General features: G+C 42.0%; 25 protein-coding genes. 7 read left to right on the top strand and 18 right to left on the bottom strand.

All coding sequences use genetic code 11. The features are described from left to right. The 3 genes from IM509_RS21780 to IM509_RS21770 all read right to left on the bottom strand — a co-directional run. Positions 1-198: IS1634 family transposase N-terminal domain-related protein (locus IM509_RS21780; protein WP_502882269.1), on the bottom strand; the 198-nt coding region annotated here is incomplete at its 3' end. A 508-nt stretch (positions 199-706) separates the two neighbouring features. Further along, positions 707-1,723 carry a glutaminase A gene (gene glsA / locus IM509_RS21775; RefSeq protein ID WP_052277536.1) on the bottom strand — a complete coding sequence of 339 codons (1,017 nt, stop codon included), beginning with the start codon at positions 1,721-1,723 and terminating at the stop codon, positions 707-709. Between the two features lie 99 nt (positions 1,724-1,822). After that, the gene (locus IM509_RS21770; protein WP_052277535.1) at positions 1,823-2,926 is read right to left on the bottom strand and encodes a glycosyltransferase family 4 protein; all 1,104 of its coding nucleotides are present in this window, start codon (positions 2,924-2,926) and stop codon (positions 1,823-1,825) included. 568 nt (positions 2,927-3,494) lie between these two features. Between IM509_RS21770 and IM509_RS21765 the strand changes: the two genes are divergently transcribed. After that, complete coding sequence (locus tag IM509_RS21765; RefSeq protein ID WP_052277534.1) at positions 3,495-5,102, top strand: MFS transporter; 1,608 nt, start codon at positions 3,495-3,497, stop codon at positions 5,100-5,102. A 285-nt stretch (positions 5,103-5,387) separates the two neighbouring features. Here IM509_RS21765 and IM509_RS21760 read toward each other — a convergent pair whose 3' ends face one another. From IM509_RS21760 to IM509_RS21750, 3 genes are all read right to left on the bottom strand, one after another. Next, on the bottom strand, positions 5,388-7,232 hold the full coding sequence (locus IM509_RS21760; RefSeq protein WP_185237070.1) for an AAA family ATPase: 1,845 nt from the start codon (positions 7,230-7,232) through the stop codon (positions 5,388-5,390). 83 nt (positions 7,233-7,315) lie between these two features. Further along, entirely contained in the window at positions 7,316-9,217 is a 1,902-nt protein-coding gene (locus IM509_RS21755; RefSeq protein ID WP_185237069.1) for an ArsA family ATPase, read from the bottom strand. Between the two features lie 12 nt (positions 9,218-9,229). Further along, the gene (locus IM509_RS21750; RefSeq protein ID WP_185237068.1) at positions 9,230-9,913 is read right to left on the bottom strand and encodes a GvpL/GvpF family gas vesicle protein; all 684 of its coding nucleotides are present in this window, start codon (positions 9,911-9,913) and stop codon (positions 9,230-9,232) included. Positions 9,914-10,005: 92 nt separating this feature from the next. On the opposite strand from IM509_RS21750, the gene IM509_RS21745 reads away from it, so the two are divergent. Further along, positions 10,006-10,344: a hypothetical protein gene (locus IM509_RS21745; protein WP_002786505.1), complete on the top strand. Its 339-nt coding sequence runs from the start codon at positions 10,006-10,008 to the stop codon at positions 10,342-10,344. A gap of 127 nt (positions 10,345-10,471) precedes the next feature. On the opposite strand, the gene IM509_RS21740 is transcribed toward IM509_RS21745, so the two are convergent. The 11 genes from IM509_RS21740 to IM509_RS21690 all read right to left on the bottom strand — a co-directional run bounded on the left by IM509_RS21740 (position 10,472) and on the right by IM509_RS21690 (position 18,389). Then, positions 10,472-10,732, bottom strand: a complete 261-nt coding sequence (locus IM509_RS21740) for a gas vesicle protein GvpG (RefSeq protein WP_185237067.1) — start codon at positions 10,730-10,732, stop codon at positions 10,472-10,474. 14 nt (positions 10,733-10,746) lie between these two features. Further along, positions 10,747-11,481, bottom strand: coding sequence for a gas vesicle protein GvpF (gvpF, locus tag IM509_RS21735; RefSeq protein ID WP_002786504.1), 735 nt, complete (start codon positions 11,479-11,481; stop codon positions 10,747-10,749). Positions 11,482-11,496: 15 nt separating this feature from the next. Next, entirely contained in the window at positions 11,497-11,970 is a 474-nt protein-coding gene (locus IM509_RS21730; protein ID WP_002786502.1) for a gas vesicle protein K, read from the bottom strand. Between the two features lie 510 nt (positions 11,971-12,480). Next, a complete protein-coding gene (locus tag IM509_RS21725; protein WP_052277531.1) occupies positions 12,481-12,789 on the bottom strand; it encodes a hypothetical protein in 309 nt (102 codons plus the stop codon). Then, positions 12,746-13,156, bottom strand: coding sequence for a gas vesicle protein (locus IM509_RS21720; RefSeq protein WP_052278520.1), 411 nt, complete (start codon positions 13,154-13,156; stop codon positions 12,746-12,748). Before IM509_RS21720 ends, IM509_RS21725 begins: the two co-directional genes overlap by 44 nt. Positions 13,157-13,185: 29 nt before the next feature. Beyond that, positions 13,186-14,226: a gas vesicle protein GvpN gene (gene gvpN / locus IM509_RS21715; RefSeq protein ID WP_052277530.1), complete on the bottom strand. Its 1,041-nt coding sequence runs from the start codon at positions 14,224-14,226 to the stop codon at positions 13,186-13,188. A 696-nt stretch (positions 14,227-14,922) separates the two neighbouring features. Next, on the bottom strand, positions 14,923-15,462 hold the full coding sequence (gene gvpC / locus IM509_RS21710; RefSeq protein ID WP_052277529.1) for a gas vesicle protein GvpC: 540 nt from the start codon (positions 15,460-15,462) through the stop codon (positions 14,923-14,925). Positions 15,463-15,729: 267 nt separating this feature from the next. Further along, positions 15,730-15,945 (bottom strand): gas vesicle structural protein GvpA, encoded by a 216-nt coding sequence (gene gvpA / locus IM509_RS21705; protein ID WP_002735503.1) that lies wholly within the window; start codon positions 15,943-15,945, stop codon positions 15,730-15,732. 382 nt (positions 15,946-16,327) lie between these two features. Beyond that, entirely contained in the window at positions 16,328-16,543 is a 216-nt protein-coding gene (gene gvpA / locus IM509_RS21700) for a gas vesicle structural protein GvpA (RefSeq protein ID WP_002735503.1), read from the bottom strand. A 372-nt stretch (positions 16,544-16,915) separates the two neighbouring features. Continuing rightward, positions 16,916-17,131, bottom strand: a complete 216-nt coding sequence (gene gvpA / locus IM509_RS21695; RefSeq protein WP_002735503.1) for a gas vesicle structural protein GvpA — start codon at positions 17,129-17,131, stop codon at positions 16,916-16,918. A gap of 988 nt (positions 17,132-18,119) precedes the next feature. Beyond that, complete coding sequence (locus IM509_RS21690; RefSeq protein WP_052277528.1) at positions 18,120-18,389, bottom strand: hypothetical protein; 270 nt, start codon at positions 18,387-18,389, stop codon at positions 18,120-18,122. Positions 18,390-18,852: 463 nt separating this feature from the next. Between IM509_RS21690 and IM509_RS21685 the strand changes: the two genes are divergently transcribed. After that, positions 18,853-20,190 carry a helix-hairpin-helix domain-containing protein gene (locus IM509_RS21685; protein WP_052277527.1) on the top strand — a complete coding sequence of 446 codons (1,338 nt, stop codon included), beginning with the start codon at positions 18,853-18,855 and terminating at the stop codon, positions 20,188-20,190. 114 nt (positions 20,191-20,304) lie between these two features. After that, positions 20,305-21,339: a M42 family metallopeptidase gene (locus tag IM509_RS21680; protein ID WP_052277526.1), complete on the top strand. Its 1,035-nt coding sequence runs from the start codon at positions 20,305-20,307 to the stop codon at positions 21,337-21,339. Here IM509_RS21680 and IM509_RS21675 read toward each other — a convergent pair. Continuing rightward, on the bottom strand, positions 21,336-21,827 hold the full coding sequence (locus IM509_RS21675; protein WP_052277525.1) for a hypothetical protein: 492 nt from the start codon (positions 21,825-21,827) through the stop codon (positions 21,336-21,338). The two genes, IM509_RS21680 and IM509_RS21675, sit on opposite strands and share 4 nt — an antisense overlap. A 140-nt stretch (positions 21,828-21,967) precedes the next feature. On the opposite strand from IM509_RS21675, the gene IM509_RS21670 reads away from it, so the two are divergent. The 3 genes from IM509_RS21670 (at position 21,968) to IM509_RS21660 (ending at position 25,418) form a co-directional block, all read left to right on the top strand. Further along, positions 21,968-23,527: a hypothetical protein gene (locus IM509_RS21670; RefSeq protein WP_052277524.1), complete on the top strand. Its 1,560-nt coding sequence runs from the start codon at positions 21,968-21,970 to the stop codon at positions 23,525-23,527. Positions 23,528-23,669: 142 nt separating this feature from the next. Beyond that, entirely contained in the window at positions 23,670-24,179 is a 510-nt protein-coding gene (locus IM509_RS21665; RefSeq protein ID WP_052277523.1) for a DUF4164 family protein, read from the top strand. A 132-nt stretch (positions 24,180-24,311) separates the two neighbouring features. Continuing rightward, the gene (locus IM509_RS21660) at positions 24,312-25,418 is read left to right on the top strand and encodes a hybrid sensor histidine kinase/response regulator (RefSeq protein WP_052277522.1); all 1,107 of its coding nucleotides are present in this window, start codon (positions 24,312-24,314) and stop codon (positions 25,416-25,418) included. Positions 25,419-25,727: the final 309 nt, after the last annotated feature.

Genomic DNA, 25,727 nt, shown 5'->3' with positions numbered 1-25,727 from the left:
TTCAAAATGATTGGGAATGCCTTCATTCATGGACAGTGTTGCCCCTTTAAGAGCCAGTTTCAGATTGTCGATAATATCATCGGGTAATTTTGAGAGATTGGCCAGGGTTCTTTTTTTGACTTGATCTCCTTCTCGGTAGGACTCCCGAAGAAGAACAGCGGGGGGAGAATTACGGTTAGGAACTTTTTCTATATACATGGCTATCATTCTAGCAAATGGAGAGAATTTTTGTCCATTAAGAAATGTTACAAATTACATGGGTACATTAAGGAAAGTTAAGGGGGTGCATCCATTGATGGATAAGGGTTTTCGGCTATTATGGTATATATGTATGGGGGAAGTTCAGATATTACACACAATCCGCTGCTTTTGTCAAGAGGTTTACGAAATTTTTTCCACAGACCTCTGGCCAAATTAATTTTCTATGGCCGGTAGGCGCTCTTGCTGGGGACAGTTAAGTAGGGTTTGCGGCAAAAAGTTTTTCCTGGGGGCAGGTGGGGTGTGGGGTTTTATCGATTTTCAGGACAAAAGTAAAGTTAACTGTGGGGTAAGAAGAACGTAGGTTGGGTTGAAGCATGAAACCCAACGCCCGATTATGTTACGCTACCGCTAACCCATCCTACAAATAATTGTACCTCCCTACTTATCAGACTAAATCCTGTTTAAAAGCTATGGCAGAGTGGGGAGAGGGAAGTAGGGGGTGGTATCAACTATTGCCTTCAAGCCATGTTTTTAAATCTCGTTCTGGTTTGGCCACATTGAATAAATGTAAACCAAAATCCTCTGAAATATCTTGACAAATTTTCACTCCTCTGATGCTGTTGCCTTTTTCATCTAAAAGGGGCGAAAAAGTGCCAATTCCCAACTGATGGGGGACTACTGCCGTAATTCCGCCCCCGACACCGCTTTTTGCTGGTAATCCTACTCGATAGGCCCATTCTCCCGAAGCGTCGTACATTCCACAGGTAAGCATAACACTGATCACATCTTGAACGTAGTGTTCATCGATCGCCCGTATTCCTGTGATTGGGTTGACACCCCCATTAGCCAAGGTAGCGGCCATCAGGGCTAAATCGTGAGCATGGACGAGGATGGCGCATTGTTGACAGTAAAGGTCGAGGGTTTCTTCAATTTTATCGCTAACCATGCCAAAATTTAGCATCAGATAGGCCATGGCCCGATTACGATTGCCGGTGGATTTTTCCGAGAGAAAAACGGGGACATTAATCTCGTGATCCCTACCCGTATAGCGTTTAAACATTTCCAAAATACGTTTTAGCCTTTCCGTGGCATTCTGTCCGGTGATTAAATCCGTAGTAGCGATCGCACCAGCATTAACCATAGGATTATAGGGACGATTGGTTTTTTCATCGAGAATAATCGAGTTAAAAGCTTCCCCCGTGGGTTCAACACCGACTTTACTGTTAACGTATTCCCTTCCGTGATCTTCTAGAGCTAATCCAAAGACAAAAGCTTTAGAAATCGATTGTACTGTAAAGGTTTGCCGACAGTCTCCCACCTCAAAAATCTGACCGTCAGTGGTAATTACCGAAATACCAAACCATTGTGGAGCTGCTAGGGCTAATTCCGGAATATAATCGGCGATCTTACCCGTCTGTAAATCAGAGTATTTGTCGTGAAGATAGTTAAGATAGTTGCGAAAAGGATAGACCAACTTTTGACCAGAATTGACCGGACTAATAAAATCTTTTGGGGAAGCCATAGAGGAGTATAGCAGTTATCTTATATAATGAGTGACAAAGTTGTGGTTTTGGCTAGTCAGTGGCCGGTATTGAGGAGACGATGCCCAATGAAGTTATAATTAGATTAACTGCCGTAATTTTGCCTGTAAAGTCTTTTTGCCGAATTTAGTTACAGTTTGTTGACGCAACCATTGCGGGTGACAACGTTGATCCTGACCTGGCAAAATTTCTAAACAAGCTTGAGCCACCTTTTCGGCATCTCGATAGGGAACGCGCCACCCCACCAAACCATCCTGCAGCGGTTCTGCTGAACCGTCCTCATCTCCAGAAATCACGGGAATACCACAGGCCATGGCCTCTAGGTAAACAATCCCGAATCCTTCCCGGGAGGGCATAACGTAAGCATCGGCTAAACGATAATGGTCGGCTAATTCCTCCGTCGGGACAAAACCCGCGAAAATTACCTGTTTATCCACTCCTAACTGCTTGGTTAAAGCTTCTAACCTGGGGCGATCGTCCCCACGTCCAATGACTAGATATTTTACTTCGGGATAAGTCTCTAGAATTGTCGGCAGGGCCCGAATGGTAACATCTACCCCTTTATGGATATCCCCCGACCACAACCGGGCCACTGTTAATAAAACTTTGGCATTTTCCATATCATATTTTTTGATTAATGTCAAGGACTTTTCACCTAAATTAAACTTTTCCTCATCCACCACACAGGGGAGAATTGCTACTTTTTTGGGATCGATAGCGTTAGCCTTACACATAAGATCGCGAGTGTAACGGCTAATTGTCCAGATCGATGCGGCCGCTTGCAGGGCTTGTTTTTGGGAATTTGGTAAAGGTTCCCAGACTTCATTGCCGTAGGTGAGGACGGTGTAGGGTATGCCTAAAGCTTGACAGTAAAGACGGGTGAGAGGAGCTAAATTTATATGACCACAAAAAACCCGTTGGGGACGTTTCCGGAGGAGAGAAACTAGAAACTTAAGGGCTAATTGAATGCGTCCGAGAGTTGCTGAGTTATTTTTCAGGTAATGAAAGGTAATACCTTGATTTTTGAAAGGATTAGGACAATCAGGGGCATCCCGCAGTAAAAAAACCTCGGCCGCCTCGCAATCGGGCAAAGTGAGATAAGCTTGCAGGACATCCTTGATATAGGATTGAATACCGCCTTCTTGGGAAAAAATCTCTAAAAATAGGAAGATATGAGGCATCATAGAACGTCAGCGTCAAAAAGTTTTAGGTTTGGCGAAAAAATTTTCCCCGATCTCTTATCTGTACTATCACACTTTCTTGATCTATTTCGATCGTCTCCCCAGTAATAGCTCCTAACCGCTAACAGTCCGAAAAAGAACAATCTGGGCGATCTTCTCGCTTGTAAGTAGGGAGGCACAATTATTTGTAGGATGGGTTAGCGGTAGCGTAACCCATGCGGGAGTTGGGTTTCATGCTTCAACCCAACCTACGTTCATCTTATATTTAATTCCACCCACCTACTTAACTGCCAGAATAAGGGGAATTCCGATGCTGATAGCTAAAATAACTGATATTAGTCAGTTTAGCTGATGATGCTGCCAGGGCGATAGATAAAAAGTGAAGGACGGGGAAATAGTCAGAATTTTCCTGGATGCCAAAGATCAAGCTATTTCTTTGTCCCTTGTGTCATCGGGGAATCTTCCCTTTTAACGCTAGATATTTTCAGGAATTACTAGAGACAAAAAAAATTAAAGTTCCTCAACTGCTCCCAGAACGGTTAAGCTTATTTTAATCTCTGTAATTGCTTTTATGGCTCATTTGACTTCTGAAAGACTCAATTTAACCACAAAAATCGCCTATGGTGCGGGGGATTTGGGACCGGCTATCACTGCCAATATCTCGGTATTTTACCTGCTATTTTTCCTCACTGATGTGGCAGGATTATCGGCAGGATTAGCTGGTAGTGTGCTGATGGTGGTGAGAATTTTCGACGCTATTAACGATCCGATCATTGGCATGTGGAGCGATCGAACTCGTACTATCTGGGGTCGTCGCTTACCATGGATGTTATTGGGGTCGATTCCCTTCGGAATTAGCTATTTTTTACTGTGGTTAATCCCGACTAATAACCAATTATGGCTATTTTTATATTATATTTTTATTGGTATTATCTTTAATTTAACCTATACAGTAGTCAATCTTCCCTACCAGGCACTCACCCCTGAATTAACTTATGATTATAATGAGAGAACCCGCTTAAATAGTTTTCGTTTTGCCTTTTCCATCGGGGGCAGCATTCTCTCATTAATTCTCTATATTATCGTCTCATCGTCCTATGCCAACGATCTCCATCAAGCTTTTTTATTGTTAGGTGTAGTTTGTGCTTTAATGTCGATTATAGCAGTTATTTTGTGCGCTTTAGCTTTACAAGAACGAGGAGCAAAAGCGATTCTCAATTCTCCCCAGAAAAAAGTTTTGGCAATTGCTTTTATAGTTATCGGTGCGCTTTCCTTGGTCTATGGACTAGGAAAAATTGGGGTGAATCCCAGAGACTTTATCGCTATTTCCACAATTTTATTAGGAATAGAAGGGATAGTTTCGGGGTTAACCCTTTACTATGGCAAAACTGAAAATCATCTCAAGGATAGCGCGGCAATTAAACAGAGAGAAGCGGATAATAATACCGAAACTATTCCCCTGAAAGAACAATTAAAAATAGTTTTTGGTAATCGTCCCTTTTTATACGTTATTGGCATCTATCTTTGTGCTTGGTTAGGAGTACAATTAACCGCCTCGATTTTGGTTTACTACGTCGTCAGCTACATGAGACTATCGGAAGCAGAATCGGGTTTAGTCGCTTTGGCAGTACAGGGAACAGCTTTAGTGATGTTATTTTTCTGGCAAGCAGTTAGTCAGAAATTAGACAAAAAGATAGTCTATTTTTTAGGGATGACATTCTGGATTATTGCCCAAATTGGTTTATTTTTGCTCCAACCCGGACAAATAACTTTAATGTATGCTTTGGCAGTTTTGGCAGGATTTGGCGTATCTGTGGCCTATTTAATTCCTTGGTCAATGGTTCCCGATGTGATTGAATTAGACGAATTAGAAACAGGAAAACGTCGAGAAGGTATTTTTTATGCTTTCATGGTACTTTTGCAAAAAATTGGTTTAGCTTTGGGGTTATTTCTTGTCGGTATTGCTCTAGAAACATCGGGTTTTAAACCGAGAATCCCAGGAGAAGCAATTCCCCTGCAGCCAGATAGTGCTTTAATAGCAATTCGCCTAGCAATTGCTCCTTTACCGGCATTTTTTCTGATCATTAGCTTAATTCTTGCCTATTTTTATCCAATTACTCGCCAAGTTCACGCCGAAATTTTAGACCAATTAGCAACAAGAAGACAAGAGGAAAAGTAAACATCAGTTTTTTGAGAAACACTGTCAGTTAAACCCCGTAATAATTTTTCTTCTTCAGGTTCCAATCGTTTTGTAAATTATCAAGACAAAGTTATACTAAATCCGTTGAGTATAGGCTACATATCAGGACAGGCACTCATGCAAAAGGGGAAATAAATAATCAGTTTTTAATAACCGGATTTAGTATTAGACCCATGATTGCAGACATTTTTGAAAATTTTACTTTTTAGGATGGTTTTCCTGAATTGAGATTCTCCCCCCTACTAAAGCAAGGGGGAAAAAAAATCAATTGGCACGCTGTTCAACCAACAGTTGGTAAGCATGATTAAAATCAGCCGTTGTAATGCGAATCTCAGCCGGGTCAGTCATTCCCTGATGGCGATAACGACGAATTGCCATCAGTGCCGCTTGGTTACATAATAACGCTAAATCTGCGCCATTCCAGCCTTCGGTTGCCTCGGCCCAATAGCCTAAATCCACATCCTGTAAAGGACGTTCATCATTATGAACCCCGAGAATTGCTAAACGACTAGAGGCATTCGGTAAATCAACTTTTAACTGTAAATCCAACCGTCCCGCTCGCAATAAGGCTGGATCTAACGCATCTGGGCGATTAGTGGCTCCAATCACTAAAATCGTTGCCCCCGTTTGCAATCCATCTAACTCCGTGAGGATTTGTCCCACAACCCGGTCACTCACTCCTGAATCCCCACTATAACGACCTCTTGCTGGTGCTAAAGTATCAATTTCATCAATAAAAACCACACAAGGGGCTGCCTGACGAGCTTTGGCAAACAACTCACGCACCGCCTGTTCACTCGCACCCACCCATTTACTCAAAAGCTCAGGTCCATTAATACTAATAAAATTAGCTCGCGCCTGAGATGCAACCGCTTTGGCCAATAAGGTTTTTCCCGTTCCGGGAGGACCCCAAAGTAAAATACCTTTGGGAGCTTGGGCTTTGGTTTGCGTATATAATTGCGGATGGAGTAATGCCCCTTCCACGGACTCCTGTAGGGTTTGTTTAATCTGTTCAAGTCCGCCAATATTGTCCCAAGCCACATGGGGAGATTCCACTTCCACAGACCGCAATACCGCCGGTTTAACTTCTTTAAGGGCTTGCAAAAAGTCGGCTTGGACCACCGTCATTGTTTCCGGAATTTGCGAGTCAATCGTAGGAACCTGGCGCCGCAAAGCACTATAGGCCGCTTTCTGGCAAACGGCTTTTAAATCTGACCCGACAAATCCCACCGCATTATCGGCAATCAGAGCTAAGGAAACTGATTCATCTAGGGGCATGGAACGGGTGAGAATTTGCAGGATTTCTAAACGGCCTTTGCGGTCAGGCACCCGAAAGAGGACTTCTCGGTCAAACCGTCCAGGGCGACGGAGGGCAGGGTCAAGATGGTCGGGACGGTTTGTCGCCGCTAGAACAATCACCCCTCGGCTTTGGGCAAAGCCATCCATTAAACCCAGCAATTGGGCCACCAGTCTTTTTTCTACTTCCCCTTCAACTTTACTGCGATCGGGTGCCATGCTATCAATTTCGTCAATAAAAACGATACAAGGCGCATTCTTACCGGCTTTCTCAAAAATTCCCCGCAGTTTTTGTTCAGCCTCCCCATAATATTTGCTGATCACCTCTGGTCCGACTAAGGCAATATAGTTAACACCGAGTTCTTCGGCCAAAGCACGGGCGGTCAGGGTTTTACCGGTTCCAGGGGGTCCGACTAAGAGAACGCCGCGAGTGGGTTCAAGTCCTAACTTGGCCAACAAGTCAGGGCGTTTCAGGGGAATGGCAATTAGTTCCTTGAGTTCTTTAATCACTTCCGTCAAGCCACCAACATCTTTCAGGGAAGACGTGGTCGGTCCTTCGGGCGGTGTCACAGTGTCTTCAACCCCTGAATCGGTGGGGGATGAGCGATTGCGATTGACCTCAAAATCATCCCCGCCAGAATTGCTCTGACGAGAAACTCCCCCTGAACGGGGAATACCGCCAGAACGGGGAATATTACTCAAGGGACGGGAATTAAATTGCATTTCGGTTTTAATTTCCCCTTTTTCCAGTTTCTCTTCCAAGATTTTAGCCAGTTCGACTAATTGCTCGAAGCCTTTGAATAATTCTGCCATAAAATTTCTCCTGAGTCAAGTGAAAGATGGGGACTGGGTGATAGATGGGGTTAAGAAGTCCGACTTGATCAGACTAATTACCTTTAAAATAACAGATCTGCCGCGCCTTTTACCCGGGCTAGAGGTTCTACTGACCGGGGTAAACTGGGTAAGCGGATCAAAGTTTGATCTGGGAATAAATCCCGATCAATTTCCTCATTAGCATGATAACGATTCTGCACGACATAACGTTGATAGACTCCCATTTTTTTCAAAGATGCTGTCAATCGCAGTTGTTCGGCAACGATAGCATCTTGGGCTTGCAAAACTCCAATAAATTCTGTATGTTGGGGGTCTTTTAGTTTTTTCTGGGCAGACATCACTTGTTGTCTTAAGGTTCGTAATCGTCCCATTAAATCTACACGCCCTAAGACATTTTGATACTTCATCCAAAGCTTAAAAATCCAACTTAACCAATCTCCTAAAGCCGTTGGCATTTCCAAAAATCGCAGGAGATGACCGGTAGGGGCTGTATCTAAAATAATCAAATCTTGTTGTTTCTGGTCTAATAACTCCATTACTTTTACTAGGGACAACATTTCATCAATTCCTGGCAGAGATTGAGCTACAATTTGTCGCCAAGCTTCCGGAGTATAAGCTAGTTTGATGTTTCCTTCTTCGCTACCTTCACCACTAATCATTTCTGCCAGTTCCCATAAATAATCATCCCGAAATTTTTCTAAAATGATATTAGCATCAACTTCTTGACCACTTAAATTAGCAGTTAATTGTGTGGATTGATGTCCTAACTTTGTCCCAAAGGCATCTCCCAAAGAATGCGCTGGATCAATAGAAATAATTCTAATTTTTTGATCGGGATGACGATTAGCTAACGCCCAACCAATAGCCGCAGCAACGGTGGTTTTTCCCACCCCCCCCTTGCCACCAATGATAATGAGTTGGCGTTTGTCGTCAATAAAATCACTAAAACTCGGCAGAATTTTTTGCGGCCATTGAATAGGAGGCGGCGCAATAAATTCTACTTGTTCGAGGATTTTAATTTGACTCATGATCTGATCTAATGCTTCACCTCCTAGGGGTTCTTTTGCTTGTTGAGGCAGGGTAAAAATTGTCTCTTGACCTGGAATTTTTAGGAATTTATCGAGGAGTTGCTGTTGCTCACTATAGCGATCTAAATTTTGATTAGGATCCGTGAGAATGCGATTAATGAATAAGCTGCCGCAGGGAATATTTAAGTGATGCAAACTATTGAGTAATCGTTCGGTTTCTAATAAACTCATCGGTTCAGCAATTGCCACAATTAAACAAAGGGTAAAATCCTGATTTTGTAGGAGTTGCTTGCCTTCGGTTAATTCTGATTGTGTTTTGACTAAAAAGTCATCCACATCATCGGCATTGTAGGTTTTTGAAAAAGTTTGCGAAATAACACGATGTTTTTCTTGAAACAACTCTAAAGAATTGAGAATAATCTCTAAAAAATCTTTAATTTCCAATAAATTTAAGGTATGACCAGAGGGAGCCATATCAACAACAATTCGATCAACAACATTCTCTATTAGTAATCGTTGAATTTCTAATAGACCCATGATTTCATCTAAACCTGGCCAGTCTAAATCCCAAACAGGAGTTAAATCTTCTCCCTCAACAAAACTGCCCCGTTCTACTAAAAGTTCTAAAAATTTTCCGTATTTTTCTTTAAATTCTAAAAGCAATTTTTCCGCATCTAATGCCCTAACTTTTAAGTTGGGTAAGTCTTTTACCGGTGATGCTTCATCGCTAACTTCTGTTTGCAATACATCCCCTAAAGAATGAGCAGGATCGGTTGAGATTAATAGGATTTGTTCCTCGGGAAATAATTTAGCCCAACGGCGAGCAAATCCACAGGAAAGGGTAGTTTTTCCCACTCCTCCTTTGCCACTAAACATAACTAAATGTCGAGTGTCATAACGACTTAGAGAGTTATTTACCAAGTTAAAGTTAGTCATAGAGAAATCAAGTTAAGTAAAGTGATAGGGGGGAGAAACTTGTCCTAATTGTAATTGCCAACGGGGGCAAGCTTTCTGCCAATGCAAGACTTGCTCGATTAGTAAAGGTTCTTCTTGAAAATTAACTAAAAGATAAATTCGTGATTCTGTAACCTGAGCAGTAATAATCTTCGTTGATGGATAGTTTTGGGTGATTAAATTCACGAGATTTTGCCATTCTGAACCTTGCAAAGTATAAAAATCTTGTTGGGCTTCATAAAGCTGTTTTTTGGCTAAAAAATATTGTCTGCCCTTGCTTTCAGAAGAGAGTACAGGCTCCTCTGGCTTACGGGGAATACATTTTAAAAGATATTCTCCTTTTCCCTCAAGTTCTTCAATTTTTTCTTGATATTCTTGGCCATGAGAACAAAGATGAGTCAGTAAATTTTCTGACTCTAAAAAAGATGTGCCAAAACGTAGGGGTAAAATAGTGGTTTGTTGAAATAATTCACAGATGACTCGATCATGACATAAAACCGATTGAATCAAGCGCTCATCATCATTTTGTAAAGTGTCTAAACAAACTTCGGGTTCGACTACGGCCGAGATATATCCACCAGTTATCAGTAACAATGGGTTAGCCATTCCAACGGGTAATTTTAGGCTTTCTCTGGGGGTTTTCAAAAAAGCGTAAGTATATAGATTGTACAATTTCATAGGGTTTACCAAAAGAAAATTGACGATTTTTTACAAGTTTTTATATTGGGGCGTTGATATGCTAGAATATTCTAAGTTATTCAGGGATTGTTATGACAACCACTCGTTCACCCAGACCAATTAGATCTAAAATTAGCACTATGCCTCGGAAACAATCTGAAGCAGATCAGCAACTTGAGCTTTATAAGTTAATTACTGAAAAACAACGTATCCAAGAAAAATTAGAAATGATGGAGCGGCAGATTCAGCAATTAAAAAATCGTCTCACGTTTGTTACAGAGCAAATTGAGACTACAGAACAAAGTATTCAAAATTTGCGTACAGCCAACCCTCCTAGTTTAAGTTTAGCTAAAAAACCTGATTCCCCCAAAACTGTTGCTCACTCCTCTAATAATTCTAGTAATTTCCAAGCTTTTTACCTAGAATATTAAGGCTTAATCAAGGGCTAGTTCTGACCAAGCTTCAACGAGTTCTTGAGCTTGTCAAAGCCGCCCTTACTAAGTGCCGCTACAATTTGTGATTTTGTCCATGGCCTATAGGGTGGGAAAGATTACCAGTTTAGAGAGAAGATTCAGATTCGTTTTCTGCCGCCTCTTCTTCTAAGGCTTGAATTTTTAATAAAAGTTCTTCTTCCTGAATTTCAAACTCCTCCTCAGAAATGTTGCCCATATCGTAAGATAGTTGTAAGGATAATAATAATTTGTGCAAATTTTCCGCCTCATCATATTCTATATCTGCACGCTCTTGAATCTTCTCCCCAATCCAGATCAGACCCCCAATAGGACCGGTAACAGGAAGAAGTAAAATATCGAGAAACATAACTAATACTCTCCTTAGATAAGTTGGGCAAAGGTATAGGGTGCAGTTAAATTGTTATAGCGAATTCTTAGGCGATCACCAAACTGCTGATCGATCGCTTCAACGTTTTGGCTAAATTCTGGCTCTTGCTCCCAGGGAATTAAATAAGCTGCATTGTAAATCATGTCATCCGTCATCGGATCGCTTTCAATCACCTCTTGGGCGCGATGATTTAATTGGTCTCTAAAGACTTGAATAATGTCTTGTTTCCGTTGCAATACAGTGGCTTCAATGAGTTGACCTATATGAATAATTTCTTCCATATTTAAGTTTTTCCCCATCATCGCATCCCGTTCTTGCTTTAACTTCGGATTAGACTCCAAAGCCGCTTGTAATTCCCACTGATTATCCCAAAAAATCTTAATGCTAACCTCTCGTTGTCCTGACAGTTTAGCAAATAATTCTTTCAGTTGGGTTTTATAGGGAGTAATTAGTTGTTCGGTGACGGATTCCCAGGTTTTGATAACTAAGCCAAACCGCAGGGGCAACAACGTTGTAAACCCTGCTTCCATGACAGTTTCTAATACTTTTTCATGGCAAATTAAATAGCGACGGGATGCCAAATACTTCTCTTTATGAGCAGCGGAGTAGAGAAAACTAAAACCATCAATCATCTCACTGTGAACCGGCTCATTATCAATCCCCTGCAAAACGAGTCCGTCAGGAATTGGTTCCGGAAAGATTCCATACAAATAAAGACCCACTGTCATCAGTATTCTCCCAAATTAAACCGGCTGAGAAGTTAAAACCAAACGAAGCTTTAGATGAATTAAATCTAGTTGAGCTAGACCCAGATCAACATTTCCTTCCACAACAACTCCTGTATTGAGGAGTCTATCCACTAATTCTAACACAGAGGGCTTAATACCCTCCTTTCCAGGATAATAACTCCCCGCTTCCGGTAAAAGAGTGCCAAACTCTCCTAGGTGGACATTTAACTCTTCTGGCTCAACCTCAAAAATTTCACACAAATGGAGAACTTGTTCTTGCAATTTTTGGATACTTTCTGCGGCTCTATCTAAATCAGACTCACTGAGAACCCCTTTTTCCATCCGGCGAATGATTTGGGCTTCGAGCAATTGGCGTACCAGTTCCACGACAGTTAACAGTAAAGGGGCTAAACCAGCTTGGCTATTACTTTCTGGACGGGTCAGCAAGGCTTGATTATCAGAATCGTAAGGTGTGCAAGCAAGTGTCATGGTTGGAATTGGTAAATGAGCAGTTTTTGACGGTGAGTCTCTAGTGGGGAGCTTGGCCAAGAAATTTTATCTGAGGGAAAATAATGATTTGACATACCCCACGCCGTAAACGGAAGTGGATTCTTGTAGCATCACTGCTGAGAATTTCTGGCTTAACGAGTCCACTTGAATTAGATTCTTGGCGAAATCCAACCCAGAGGTGGTTCTCTCCTCAGACTTTTGCGACCTTAAAGAAGCCTGTTCTCGGGGGACCCTACGATACAGTTCAAAACCTCTAAAATAATTGGTTTCTCTGGTACTTGACGCTGAGAGCTTTTACCTATAGGAGCATTCCCCTATAGAACCCCATAACTCTAGTTTTCAAGGTGCGTTTATCCGGCGATGACTGGGTTTTTTAAGCGGTTGCTTACCCAGATCCCTATTCTTAATATCATACATCAGATCAAGTCGCCCTAAAAGGGCGAGGCTTTAAACCCAATTTTTCGGTAAACTTCTTTACCGTTTGAGGATTCAATTGAGGAATTTCAATGTATATAAAGAATGTGACTGATCGTTCGGACTGGGATCACGGCTCTCGATTGCACTTAATTTGGCTAAGGATTTTAAGGCTTGAAGTCGCCGTGAAAGTTCCAGGTTTTCTGCGAATAAAGCTTGGCATTGGCTAGGGAGGTAGGGATAACCTGGCAAGCCGTTAATCGCCGTTTCCCTTGCTTTATCAAGGGGGGCAATCGTCTCGTGTAAATTTCCTAACCTTTGAGGATTCAAGTGAGGAATTTCACGCATCTGAGGGATGTGCTTCATCGTTCGGACTGGTATCATGGCTCTCTATTGCAGTCAATTGGGTTAAGGATTTTAAGGTTTCAAGCTCAGTTTCTAGGGTTTGCAGTCGGAGTGAAAGTTCCCGATTTTCTGCTAGTAAAGCTTGGGATTGGCTATGGAGGTAGGGGTCTCCTTCCCACCAGTTGATTCCCATTTCCCTGGCTTTATCAACAGAGGCAATTAACAAACGAATGCGGATATTGATCAGTTCAGTGGAGGCAATCGAAACGGAAATATCGCCGGCAATCACAATTCCTTTATCTAAAACTCGTTCGAGTATATCCGCTAAACTCGAACCTTGAGTTGCTGTTTTTAGGGAGTTGCTTGACTGGTTTTTGAGCGAGCCAGCAAAAGTGGAAGAAGTCACGGTTGGTTTCACTCAATAAGAGTATAAAATTAGTCTTTTCGCTGGGGCAAGTTGCCTCGCAGTAAAGATTGAATGGCTTTTAACGATTGATTTCCTGTCGAAGGCTCAGAAGTTGACGCTTGGGCATCGGAAGGCTCCGTCTCCTCTACAAAGGATAAGGATTCTAACGGATTGTCCTCGAGGATTTCCCATAAAATCGCTCTTGACTTATCAACAGATAAATTGGTGCGGGACAAAAGAACATCGGCGCAGATATCACGGAAGTCCGAATCAGCGGAGTTGGCCGCAATATCGTGAGAGGCGCAGACTTTAGCAATCATTAAACAAGAGCGCAAACCCGACGTTTTTTCAGTCGCAGTTTTCACACGAAAGGTTTTGACGAGGTTGACAATAAATAAAGCATCTTCTCGACCAATCCCCGTTTTTTGAGCCAGAATTTCAGTCTGAGTCAGTTGGTCTGGTTCAGGCATATTTATAGTTACCAACCGATCCATTAAAGCATCTTGGGTGGCATGAACCCCACAGTATTCTTCTGGGTTGGAGGTGAAAATTGCCCGAAATTGAGAATTGACTTGTAGGTAATCGGGTTGATGGCTAGTGGGCGGCAGGGTGAGAATTTTTTCTTCCAAGGCAGAGAGTAAAACGTTGTTGACCTCAGGCCGAGAACGATTGAACTCATCATAAACTAGGGTAAACCCCTCGCGACAGGCCATTGTTAACCGAGAATCCACCCAATTGTGTTTTAGCTCGTCTTCAACTTTGAGAACGCTGTGGATATAGTTATCCATCAGTTTTTTATGGGTATAACCAGACTGGCTACCAATTAAATCGGAACTGGTAAAGTCATCATCGCCAAAGATTAGCATCACAGGTCTGGCTAAACAATTGGCCAAGTGCATTGCCAAGGTGGTTTTTCCCGTTCCTGCTGGACCACATAGATGGATGGAAAAACCAGCGTTTAGATAACGTAAGGCGCGAGTGGCAACTTGATCAATCGAAGGCGTAACAACAAATTGACCAGGGCGAAGGCAGAGGACGGATCTTCTTGTTTGAGTTTCAGTAAATGTCATAGTTGAAATCTAGTAAATACCATTGTTGACATCCTCACCGCCGTAAACGGACGGTGATTCCTCACCACGCCACCTTTTTAGGATGGTCGCGTCAATGGGGTTGACGCTTCACCAAAAGCGGACGGGTATTCTTGAGCTAACAATTGCCCGTTCAGGTTTCCCTTCATAACCGAGTAGGCAAGGACGCTTGTGTTGCCCGAATTTGACGGCAGGGTTAATCGTCTTTGGCTTTTAAGGCCCACCTCTATAATATCCCAAAAGAGTAGGAACTGTCATCAATTAGCTCTAGAACCTTGATTCTGAAGGTATTTTTAGGATATTCATTAGTCAAGGGGCTAAGGAGCTAAAATTCTTGTCTAGACTACTTTTCCAGACTTGAACAATGACAAGCCCAGATGCAGTCCTTTTCCCTTACCTCCTTTGTCAACAAAAGACTACTAATGACAACATTAACTATAAAGTAAGTGAAGTTTTATAACACTTCTTAATCTACCAGAACCCTAGGGTCGCCCCTACAGGAACTCACCACCCCTACGTTAAGTCTAGAAACCTAGAAAAGCAGGATCAGCATGGTAGGTTTAAAACCAAAGGCTTATTGTTGTACCTTCAGATAGTCCTCTAGTTTAGTCAGGAAAAGGGACTAGAGGGTTTTTACTCTAGCCCTAGGCTTAAGTGGGTTGGAATTAACCTAGAGATTTATTTGCCAAAAACGTAGATAGACAACTCTTGACGAAATTGACGCAAATCGTCTTTTAGCTGTTTCGCTTCCGCTAAACGTCGTTCTTGGAATTGACTTAAATCATCTTTCACCTGTTTGGCTCGATCTAGATGAAGTTGACGTAATTCGTCCTCTAGCTGCTTCGCTGCCGCTAAACGTTGTTCTTGGAATTGACTTAAATCATCTCTCAGCTGTTTGGCTCGATCTAGACGCTGTTGACGTAAGTCGTTCTCTAGCCGTTTCGCTTCAGCTAAACGTTGTTCTTGAAATTGACGTAAATCCTCTTTTTGCTTTTCCGCCTGAGCTAAACGCTGTTTTTGGGTAGCTGTTAAAAACGCAAGGCTTTCTTGTTGAACTTTTTGGAAAGATTGGCGCAAAGCAGTTGCCTGTTCTTGCGCTTGTTTTTGTCTTTCAGTTTTGACATCCAACAAAAAAGCTTGGACTTCTTGCGAGAGTTTAGCTACTTCTCCAGCAATCGATAAACGCTCCTGGCGGAACTTTTCCATGAGAGCAGGCATGGGGTTGTCCTCAATTACTAAATACTATGGAATGGATTAGACCCAATCACCCGTTAGAAAAACCTTGACGGGGACTGGGGGGAGAGACAGTAGATTCCGACTTTTCTGATCATCCCAAAGTCGAGATAGCGAACTACCCTATCAATTATAGACTATTGCGCCCCAAGAGAGGGGTAACTAAACTCAATAGGGATTAAAGAAAAGCCGAGAATCTAGAAAACCTGGTAAGGTTTTAACTGAGCAGATAGGAGAATCTGTGAGCAATCCTTAAGCAGGAACCGCCGCAGATTGAGTCAGACCAACGGCTTCAGCATATTTGAGGTAGGTTTCAACCGAAGCGATGACTACACGAGCTTCAATCGCTAATAATTCGATTCCTACCAAAGAGACGCGAGCCCAGGCATCAATAACGATACCTTTGTCAAGGATGCGATCAATAACTTCAGCTAAGCTAGAGGAAGAGTTGGTTTTTTCGACTGCCATGGTAATAGACCTTTTTGTTAGTTGTATAGAGAGTGTACAGTGCTGAACCCAAAGTTGAGATAGGGAGCTACCTCATCTCAAGGGGCGTGGCCTCACTACCTAAAGAATGGCCTTCCATTGCGCTATTGCGAAAAATAGAGAGGCTCACATTCTGGCGATAGGCGGTAAACCTAGCTACAAGGGTCAAAATCACGGTCACAAAAATAATTTGTCTGAGTCTAGCTTTGTTCTAGCTATCCGTTGCCGTGCCAACCCTATTAACATAGACTATTGCGCCCCAAGAGAGGGGTAACTGAACTCAATAGAGATTAAAGAAAACCCAAGAACCTGCAACACCCGGTCGGGTTTTAACTGAGCAGATGGGAGAATCTGGGAGCAATCCTTAAGCAGGAACCGCCGCAGATTGGGTCAGACCAACTGCTTCAGCATATTTGAGGTAGGTTTCAACCGAAGCGATGACTACACGAGCTTCAATCGCTAATAATTCGATGCCCACCAGAGATACGCGAGCCCAGGCATCAATAACGATACCTTTGTCAAGGATGCGATCAATAACTTCAGCTAAGCTAGAGGAAGAGTTGGTTTTTTCGACTGCCATGGTAATAGACCTTTTTGTTAGTTGTATAGAAAGTGTACAGTGCTGATCCCAAAATTTATCTATCGAGCTACCGCATCTCAGGGGCGCAGCTTCCACTCCAAAAATGACTTTCTATTCCGAAAAATAGTGAGTCTCATAATCTGGTGATAGGGGGTAAACCTAGCTACAAAGGACAAAATCACGTTTACAAAAATAATTTGTATGGGTCTAGCTTTGTTTTCGCTACCCGTTGCCGTGTCAACCTGATCATTTATAGACTATTGCGCCCCAAGAGAGGGGTAACTAAACTCAATAGGGATCAAAGAAAAGCTAAGAATCTGCAAAACCCTGTAGGGTTTTCACTGAGCAGATGGGAGAATCTGGGAGCAATCCTTAAGCAGGAACCGCCGCAGATTGAGTCAGACCAACGGCTTCAGCATATTTGAGGTAGGTTTCAACCGAAGCGATAACTACACGAGCTTCAATCGCTAATAATTCGATGCCCACCAGAGATACGCGAGCCCAGGCATCAATAACGATACCTTTGTCAAGGATACGATCAATAACTTCAGCCAAGCTAGAGGAAGAGTTGGTTTTTTCGACTGCCATGGTAATAGACCTTTTTGTTGTTTTCATAGAGAGTGTACAGTGCCGAAATCATCAAGGGTTCAGAAATCCATTTCGTTTTTCTGCCTTCATCACTTCAGCATTTGAACAATAACACCCTTTTTTTGTCGGTGTCAATACCTAATCTCGATTTTTTCGTTAAGAAATATAGTTAATTCTCAGTTTTGTGCTTAATAAATGTAGTCAATTCTCAGAAAAGGCGGGTCAAGGTCGTTGCTGCTACCTTTTTTTCTAAGCAAAACTGCCCATTGGGAGAGCAGGGCGAGCGCACCTAAAAACAAAACAAATACAAGAACCTTGCGGGGATAACTGGACTTACCCCCCCCAAGAAAAATAATCAAACCCTTACCCCAAGCTAGTCTTGGCGATTGTTCGACTACCTTTGACTAGCTACAATCGACTCAGAAGGGTAGCTGGAGCCTGTTTTGATGGACACAGGACAAATAAACTAATAGTAAAAGCCTTGCAAAGCAAGGCTTTTAGGTGCTTAAGGCACGAATGTATTGAAATTTTAGTTTTAACGTTCGCTATCTTAGGTGTTATTTGCGGGGACCAGGGGTGGACAGACTTGACAATCTAGCCATCACAATGCGAAGATGTGTGATGGGAAATTCTTGCTTCACAGAAACCTGCTTTTTGAGAGAGTCCCAACGAGTCTTACAGTCTCTCCACAAGCTTAAACTCCTGACTGCCCATCAGCATTTGTTGACAGGATTCTTATTCCTTCTGATCTTAAATTCTTGGCTGCATTCGTGATAGGTCTTGCATTCTGGACTTATTCATCTTTATATCATTTTTCAAAAGTAATGACAGACTTAGTTGATGATTTCAAAGCGCAATCCCTCTGGGAGAAAGGAATTGCACTTTCAGATGTTAGTCACGACTATTGAAAATTGGTATTAGCTATTTTTTCGGGGACTCTAGCCACTATTTTCAGAGATTGCTGTAATGCGGATTGGTTGAGGTCCGTTTAGGTGGATTGACTAGCCAGAAATTGTCTTTGATAGTCTAAAAACTGGCCATGCCATTCCGCAAAACGACGCTCCCCATCTTTGACCAAAAGTTGGCGGTAGGCTTCCGAGGAAATCCAAGGCTTTGTTGGACGTTGTTGGGCAGAACGAGCTTGGTATTCAGCCCTTGATTGACGGCAGTGGTTGTGATAATTTTGGTGCCATTCCTGATAGCGCCGTTCTCCATCCCGCACGAGGGCTTGGCGATAGGCTTCTGAAGATAGACTCATGGTGTTACTCCTTTTCAAATCCCTTGATGGCTTGCCCAGAATCATAACACAATCCGCGCACTACCGAGCGCTGACCTCTCGTCAAGTTACGATCTAGGCCCTTGCCTTCAGTGGCAAGGTTTCTTGGCTATCTTAACTGCTGCATTTTGTCTAGGTTTGCATAGTGGCTCTACAGACTGACACCGCAAGCTCTGCGGCCAAAATATTTTTACTGGCAGTACCACTCTAGAACATATCGTGTAAATGCGCTAGTATTTAAATTAAAGCCAACCTGAAATGGCGGGGTTTCAGCCCAAAATTTTCGATGATGTTGTTTAATTTGATCCTAACCTATTGTAGGTAAAATATACACTTTAGTTATTAATCTGGTAATTTTTTTGTCCTGGGGAGCCTGATTGAGCAAAGAAATGCTATATTTCTATTAGCACCGTTGCCAAAATCTCTGGAAAGTTGAGTTACTAATATGGTTAAAATTATCGGTCGTCAATGCTTGGGAAGAAAACCCGTTTACGATATTGGTGTGGAGAAAGATCATAATTTTTTGCTGGGCAACGGGTTAATTGCCTCCAATTGTTTTAATAAATCTCACTCCACTGCCTACGCTTACGTTACCTATCAAACTGCTTATTTAAAAGCTAATTATCCTGTGGAATATATGACAGCGTTACTAACTGCTAGTAGCGATAATCAGGATAAGGTGGAAAAGTATCGAGAAAACTGTCAGAAAATGAATATCGATGTTGAACCTCCCGACATCAATCGATCGCAAAAACATTTTACCCCGATTGGGCGCAAAATTCTCTTTGGTTTGTCCGCAGTTAGAAACCTGGGCGAAAATGCGATCGAGGCTATTTTAAAAGCCCGGGAAGCAACAGCAGGAAAGTTTACTTCCTTAGGGGATTTTTGCGAGCGTGTTGATTTGCGAGTGATCAACAAAAGAGCTTTAGAAACGCTAATTTATTGTGGTGCTTTTGATAAAATTCAACCGAATCGCCATCAATTAATTGAAGATTTAGAATTAGTAGTTGCTTGGGCGCAAAAACGCACCAAAGAGAAAGAAAGTGGTCAAATGAATATTTTTGATATGCTAGGGGGTAGCACAGAAAATAAACAAGAATCCGAGTTTGAACAGTCTCCCAGTGCAACCGCAGTAGAAGATTTTTCCCTACAGGAAAAGTTAAAACTGGAAAAAGAACATTTGGGGTTTTATGTTTCCGAACATCCTTTAAAAGCTTTACAAAGAGCCGCTCAAGTCCTATCTCCTATCAATTTAGCTGACTTGGAAGAACACAAAACCAGAAAAAAAGTCAGTGCCATTGTCCTATTAAATGCTGTCAAGAAAATTATGACCAAAAAAGGGACTCCCATGGCCTTTTTAACCCTAGAAGATGCCTCGGGACAGTCGGAAGCGGTGGTTTTTTCCGATACCTACGAACGTCTGCAAAAATTATTAGTGGAGGAAGCCACTTTAATGGTGTGGGGAAAAGTTGATCGCCGAGATGATCGGGGACAATTAATTATCGAAGATGCGGAACCGATCGAAACCATTAAAATGGTGATGGTTAATTTATCGATGCAAGATGTCGTCAACCAAAATCGTCAAAATCTTCTTAAAAGTATTCTGCAATCGGGAGACAAACAAAAGGCAAAAGTTCCCGTTATTGCCACCATCGGTGCGGGAACTCAGCGTCAATTTGTGCGTTTAGGACAAAACTATTGGGTAGAAGATGACAATTCGGTGCTAGAGTCTCTAAAAGTTGCGGGTTTTCTGGCTAATTCTGCACCTTTGATTAATCATTAAATGCTAACTGGCAATCACTCAAGAGCCATGATTGCGCTAATATTGTTCCCGTAAAACCTTCTCGATTTCCTGTTTCGATAATAATTCTCTCTCGACCCACAAATCAAGACAAATATGGATTTTGATCACCTCTTTGATACTATTGCCACTCTTGTCCTCCATCATTCTCCTAGTGGAATGGAAACGGAAATCGATCGCTTTTTACTAGAACGCTTTCAAGAGTTAGGATTAGAAACATGGCAAGATCAAGCGGGAAATGTCATCGGCAAGATTAAAGGACAAGATTCGACCAAAAAAATTGCTATTACTGGTCATAAAGACGAAATTGGCGCTATTATCAAAGCAATTAATCCCGATGGTACTCTGCAAATTCGCCAACTTGGGGGAGCTTTTCCTTGGATTTACGGAGAGGGAGTGGTGGATATTATCGGTGATAGGGAAACCAGCTCGGGGATTCTCTCCTTTGGTTCCCGTCATATTTCCCATCAATCCCCGCAAAAAGTCCAGCAGGAAAACACTCCCGTCACCTGGGAATCCGCATGGATAGAGACGAAATTGACTCCGGAAGAATTAGACGCTTGCGGGGTGCGCGTCGGTAGTCGAGTCGTGGTGGGAAAACACCGAAAACAACCCTTTCGACTAAAAGACTACATTGCCAGTTATACCCTTGATAATAAAGCTTCCGTGGCGATTCTTTTGGCATTAGCAGCCAGAATAATTAACCCCGCAGTGGATATATATCTGGTTGCCTCAGCTAAGGAGGAGGTAGGAGCCTTAGGAGCCTTATTTTTCACGGCAAATAACCGCTTAGATGCTTTAATTGCCCTAGAAATCTGTCCCCTCGCTCCTGAATATCCGATTAAGGATGGCAGCAATCCTGTGTTATTGTCTCAGGATGGTTACGGTATCTATGATGAGCAATTAAATCAAGAATTACGAACCGCGGCCGAAAAGGCGGGAATACCGCTGCAATTAGCCATTATTAGTGGTTTTGGTAGCGATGCCTCCATTGCCATGAAATTCGGTCATATAGCTAAGGCCGCTTGCTTAGGTTTTCCCACCCAAAACACCCACGGTTATGAAATCGCCCATTTAGGAGCCATAGCTAACTGCATTAGCATATTAGAAGTTTATTGTCAACTAATTTAGCTATTTTTAGCAAAAAACCAGAGCATCAATAGAACAATAGCGATTGCCAATCCGCTAAAAACAGTATTTTTATGCTGCTCTAACTGCATGGGTGCGGGGGGTTCTTCTTTTTTCTGTTTATTTGTTCCCTTTTTAAATTGCGGTGCGCTATCGGGAAGTTTCTCTAAATCGGGAATCTTCGTCATCCACTCATCTGGACGTTTGAGACGGGGAGCTTCGATAATATAAAGCAGACGCTTGGCCTGTTCGCGAATTTGATAGATAGGATGGGTAATAAGTTGCCTACAGATTTCACTAGCTTTTTCCCCCTCTCCTAACCCCTGATGGGCAGAAATTAACCAAATTTGGATCTCGCCCCCTGCTCGGGATCCTAAGGAAATTAAGGATAAAGCCGCATTTAATTGCTGGATACTAAGACGATATTGTCCACGCTCAAAGGCACTGATTCCAGCTTGATAAAGGTCTTGAAAAGAAGGATTTTCGGCCACGGAGTCAAGATCGAGATAAATAAAATTTTACATAAGTATAGCAACAGGTAAGAAGCAACAGGAAACTCTCGGCCATTGAGAATGAGAATCTCGGCAAAAATCCGGTACACTTTCTGGTAAACCTGTTCAAGCTGCACGAAATGAAAGAGAGGAACTCTCTGTTACTAATTATATTAGCGATCGCCACTATACTAATTAGTCTAGTTTTAGGGATTGTATTTGACAAAAAAGCAGCCTTATTAGGAATTTTGGCAGTTCCTGCCATGGTCGCTTCTTTTATCCATCCCCGTCTGGGATTATTAGCCCTAATCATCTATCTTCCCCTCAGTAGTACCGTCACTTTTGCCGTGGTGAGAGTTTTTCAGGTATTGGGCAACCTAGTTCGCTACGATCAATCCCATCTTCTCTACAAAATCGCCAAGGATGCCTTTTATTTCCCCGCTTTAGCGGCAATTTTAATTAAAACCAAAACTTTTAAGCAATTACGCCCCCAAATCAAGCCTTTTATCATCATAACTTTGATTTTACTTGCCAGCAGCCTGATAACTTTTCTTTTTGTCAATCTGCCCCAAGGATCAATTGCTGTGGGAATTGTGGGATTAAAAATCCTCCTAAGTTATATTCCCCTAGTTCTCTGTGGCTACTATCTAATCGAGCAAAAACGGGATTTATTCGTGGTTAATCGGCTTTTAATCGTGATTATCTTAGTCTGTTGTGTTTTAGCTCTAATTCAATACTTCTTACTCGTCCAAGGTATCTGTCCTGATAATGAATTCCTCAATCAACTGGAAGTTCTTGTCCCGAAATCCGACACCGAATTTTATCCGAATATTACCGAAAAAGCCACCTTGAAAGCTCAATGTTTTGTCGGCGGTTCATTGTTGTATAATCCCGATCGAGGCTTAATTCGTCTCCCCGGCACATTTTCCGATCCTTGGCAATGGGGTTGGTTTTTAGTATCTAGTAGCGTCATCAGTTACGCGGCCAGTTTTAGTGATCCGCAAAAAAGATGGCGCGTCGCTGGTTGGGTGGCCATGGTTTTAGTCTTGCTTGCGACTCTGGTTTCTGGACAAAGATTACCTTTTTTGCTAGTACCTTTGTTTTACTTGGTTCTTTTTATTGTTACTAGCAAAAGTAAACGAAAGTTACCATTAAAATTGGGAATCTTGGGACTGATTTCCCTGCTCGCGGTGACGTTAATTCCCTTTATTCAGGAAAGAGGGCTAAATTTTCTCGATCGCTGGCTCTATTCGTCTCCAATTGACTTTGTAGGCAATCAAATGCAGTGGATGTTCAATTATGTACAGCTTTTTGGTTTTGGTTTAGGCACAGCCAGCAGTGGCGCTCGTCATCTAGCGGGAGAAGAAGGGATAAGACTAATTGAAACCTACTACGCTAAACTCCTCTACGAAATCGGTATCGTCGGTTTTATCGCTTTTATGGCACTGGTGACAATTCTCTGTATTCTCACCTTTAAAGCCTATTTAAAAGTAAAAAATGCCGCTTTAAAGCATTGGGGTCTCTGTATCTGGATTTTCCTACTTTTTATTAGCTATAATCCCTACTATTATCCTCTCTCCGTCGAGCCTGTTTCTGTTTACTATTGGTTATTCGCTGGAATATTGCTAAAACTGCCGGAAATCAGCGACAAATTGGAAGATGATGCGAGATTTTCCCAAAAAAATCAAGTGGAGAATTAAGAGGATTTTTATCGATAATTACATTATCTCTCGACTGATAAGCTAAACGGCTTTTACTTCGGATCACCGATATAGACTCCAAAAGGGTTATAGCTATTGGATCATGCAGGTTAAGCGCCGTTTAGCTTAGGAGTTAACCGCAATGACAGCAGAAACCGTTACCTATTCCCTGGAATCTGTCCTTAAGGAAATTAAAGATAGTATTAAAGGTGTTGATCGAAAGCTAGACACCTTCCAGAAAGATGTTGAGCAAAAGCTAGACAATCTCGAAAAAAGGTTTGAGCAAAAGCTAGACAATCTCGAAAAAAGTTTCGATCAAAAGCTAGATAATCTCGAAAAAAGGTTTGAGCAAAAGCTAGACAATCTCGAAAAAAGTTTCGATCAAAAGCTAGATAATCTCGAAAAAAGGTTTGAGCAAAAGCTAGAAACTTTACAGAAAAATGTCGAGCAAAAGCTAGAAACCCTACAGAAAAATGTCACCGATGTCAAGATAGGACTAGCAACTTTAACAGAGAAAGTCGATAGTATGGATAATCGACTGATCAAGGTGGAAGGAACCCAAAGTAACCAAATTTGGACATTAATAACTCTTTTGAGTGGTTCCTTGATTGCTGTGGGGTTCCGTGCTTTTTTTATGGGCAACAATCCCTAGTCGCTCGCTGTAGAGTAACGAGACTTTCTCGCTTGTACCACCCGATACCCTGCCCCCGGGAAAAACTTTTTCGGCAAGCCCCTGTTTTTTTATACACTTTATTTAAACAGTTTGAGTTATAAAATAACCGGCATGACTCAACCCACACTGCGCTCTAGTGTCTTAATTGTCGATGATTTGCCCAATAATGTGAGGCTATTGTCGATTATGCTCACCGAGAAGGGTTATCAGGTACGCAAAGCGATTAATGGACAGATGGCCCTGAATACAGTGCGATCGCTAATTCCCGACCTGATCCTCCTTGATATTAATATGCCCGATCTCAATGGTTATCAAGTTTGTGAACAGTTAAAAGCTGATGAAAAAACCAGAGAAATTCCCGTGATTTTTATTAGCGCTCTTGATGATGTCTTAGATAAAGTCAAAGCTTTTCAAGTGGGAGGTGTCGATTATATTTCTAAACCTTTCCAAGGGGAAGAAGTGATGGCCCGCATCGAAAATCAATTAACTATTTGCCGTCAAAAAAAACAACTACAAAACGAAATTCAAGAACGTCAAAAAACTGAGGAAACCTTAGAAATTTATCTTCATGCTGTCTCTCATGATCTCCGCAATCCCGTGATCGGGATGTCAATGATATTAAATAATTTAATTAAAAATTCTCAGGGAGAAACTAAAGAAGTATCCCGGAAGATTTTACAACAGATGGCCGACAGTTGCGATCGACAATTAACTTTAATTGATTCTCTCGTCGAAACCCGACAAAATGATCTTTGGGGAGTTTCCCTAGAACTAAAGCCTTTATCTCTCTACGAAATCGGTCAACAGATCAGTCAGGAATGGGAGTTAAGATTAAAGGAAAATCAAGCAACTTTAATTAATAATTTTTCCCCCGATTTACCCTTAGTTAATGCCGATGCTCACCATCTCTGGCGAGTTTTTGAGAATTTATTAGCCAATGCCCTTAAACACAATCCCCAAGGAATAATTATCACTTTATCCGCTAGACTAGAGGGCAATTATCTCTGGTGCAGCATTGCCGATAATGGGGTGGGAATTAGCGAAACCCAGAGAAAACAATTATTTGATCGCTATCAACGAGGCAACAATAATAATCAGATTAGTTTAGGACTAGGTTTATATCTATGTCGTCAAATTATCCATGCTCACGGAGGTGAAATTGGCATTATGAATAATGACGAAAAAGGTTCACAATTTTGGTTTACTTTACCCTACTAAGCTGTTGACTAAGTAGGTAGATGTTAAAAACTTTCAGACACCCCCCTTATCAAGGGGGGATTAAGGGGGGATCTATCTTCAATTTAATTATAACCAGCTACTTAAGTAGGTAGGCGTTAAAAATTATCAGATCCCCCCGCCTATCGGCACCCCCCTTATCAAGGGGGGCAGGGTAGGGCTGTTTCATTCTCCCATCAGAATATCAAAAGTAAAAGCGATCACTATCAGGTAAAATGAGAAGTGACCGCCAACCTTTCAAATATATGTTGAGCTTAATAGAAAAACTGAAACAAGTCAAGGACTTTCGGA

Origin of the sequence: Microcystis sp. M31BS1 (genome assembly GCF_020245285.1) — a bacterium.
GTDB classification, from domain to species: Bacteria; Cyanobacteriota; Cyanobacteriia; order Cyanobacteriales; family Microcystaceae; genus Microcystis; species Microcystis panniformis.
Note: the sequence above shows the minus strand (reverse complement) of the source record. Positions and strands in the feature narration are given on the sequence as shown.

Coding starts and splice junctions, on each gene's coding strand:
- glsA (WP_052277536.1), bottom strand. CDS start 1,723: ATGGCTTCCCCAAAAGATTTTATTAGTCCGGTCAATTCTGGTCAAAAG.
- IM509_RS21770 (WP_052277535.1), bottom strand. CDS start 2,926: ATGATGCCTCATATCTTCCTATTTTTAGAGATTTTTTCCCAAGAAGGC.
- IM509_RS21765 (WP_052277534.1), top strand. CDS start 3,495: ATGGCTCATTTGACTTCTGAAAGACTCAATTTAACCACAAAAATCGCC.
- IM509_RS21760 (WP_185237070.1), bottom strand. CDS start 7,232: ATGGCAGAATTATTCAAAGGCTTCGAGCAATTAGTCGAACTGGCTAAA.
- IM509_RS21755 (WP_185237069.1), bottom strand. CDS start 9,217: ATGACTAACTTTAACTTGGTAAATAACTCTCTAAGTCGTTATGACACT.
- IM509_RS21750 (WP_185237068.1), bottom strand. CDS start 9,913: ATGAAATTGTACAATCTATATACTTACGCTTTTTTGAAAACCCCCAGA.
- IM509_RS21745 (WP_002786505.1), top strand. CDS start 10,006: ATGACAACCACTCGTTCACCCAGACCAATTAGATCTAAAATTAGCACT.
- IM509_RS21740 (WP_185237067.1), bottom strand. CDS start 10,732: ATGTTTCTCGATATTTTACTTCTTCCTGTTACCGGTCCTATTGGGGGT.
- gvpF (WP_002786504.1), bottom strand. CDS start 11,481: ATGACAGTGGGTCTTTATTTGTATGGAATCTTTCCGGAACCAATTCCT.
- IM509_RS21730 (WP_002786502.1), bottom strand. CDS start 11,970: ATGACACTTGCTTGCACACCTTACGATTCTGATAATCAAGCCTTGCTG.
- IM509_RS21725 (WP_052277531.1), bottom strand. CDS start 12,789: ATGATACCAGTCCGAACGATGAAGCACATCCCTCAGATGCGTGAAATT.
- gvpN (WP_052277530.1), bottom strand. CDS start 14,226: ATGACATTTACTGAAACTCAAACAAGAAGATCCGTCCTCTGCCTTCGC.
- gvpC (WP_052277529.1), bottom strand. CDS start 15,462: ATGCCTGCTCTCATGGAAAAGTTCCGCCAGGAGCGTTTATCGATTGCT.
- gvpA (WP_002735503.1), bottom strand. CDS start 15,945: ATGGCAGTCGAAAAAACCAACTCTTCCTCTAGCTTAGCTGAAGTTATT.
- gvpA (WP_002735503.1), bottom strand. CDS start 16,543: ATGGCAGTCGAAAAAACCAACTCTTCCTCTAGCTTAGCTGAAGTTATT.
- gvpA (WP_002735503.1), bottom strand. CDS start 17,131: ATGGCAGTCGAAAAAACCAACTCTTCCTCTAGCTTGGCTGAAGTTATT.
- IM509_RS21690 (WP_052277528.1), bottom strand. CDS start 18,389: ATGAGTCTATCTTCAGAAGCCTATCGCCAAGCCCTCGTGCGGGATGGA.
- IM509_RS21685 (WP_052277527.1), top strand. CDS start 18,853: ATGGTTAAAATTATCGGTCGTCAATGCTTGGGAAGAAAACCCGTTTAC.
- IM509_RS21680 (WP_052277526.1), top strand. CDS start 20,305: ATGGATTTTGATCACCTCTTTGATACTATTGCCACTCTTGTCCTCCAT.
- IM509_RS21670 (WP_052277524.1), top strand. CDS start 21,968: ATGAAAGAGAGGAACTCTCTGTTACTAATTATATTAGCGATCGCCACT.
- IM509_RS21665 (WP_052277523.1), top strand. CDS start 23,670: ATGACAGCAGAAACCGTTACCTATTCCCTGGAATCTGTCCTTAAGGAA.
- IM509_RS21660 (WP_052277522.1), top strand. CDS start 24,312: ATGACTCAACCCACACTGCGCTCTAGTGTCTTAATTGTCGATGATTTG.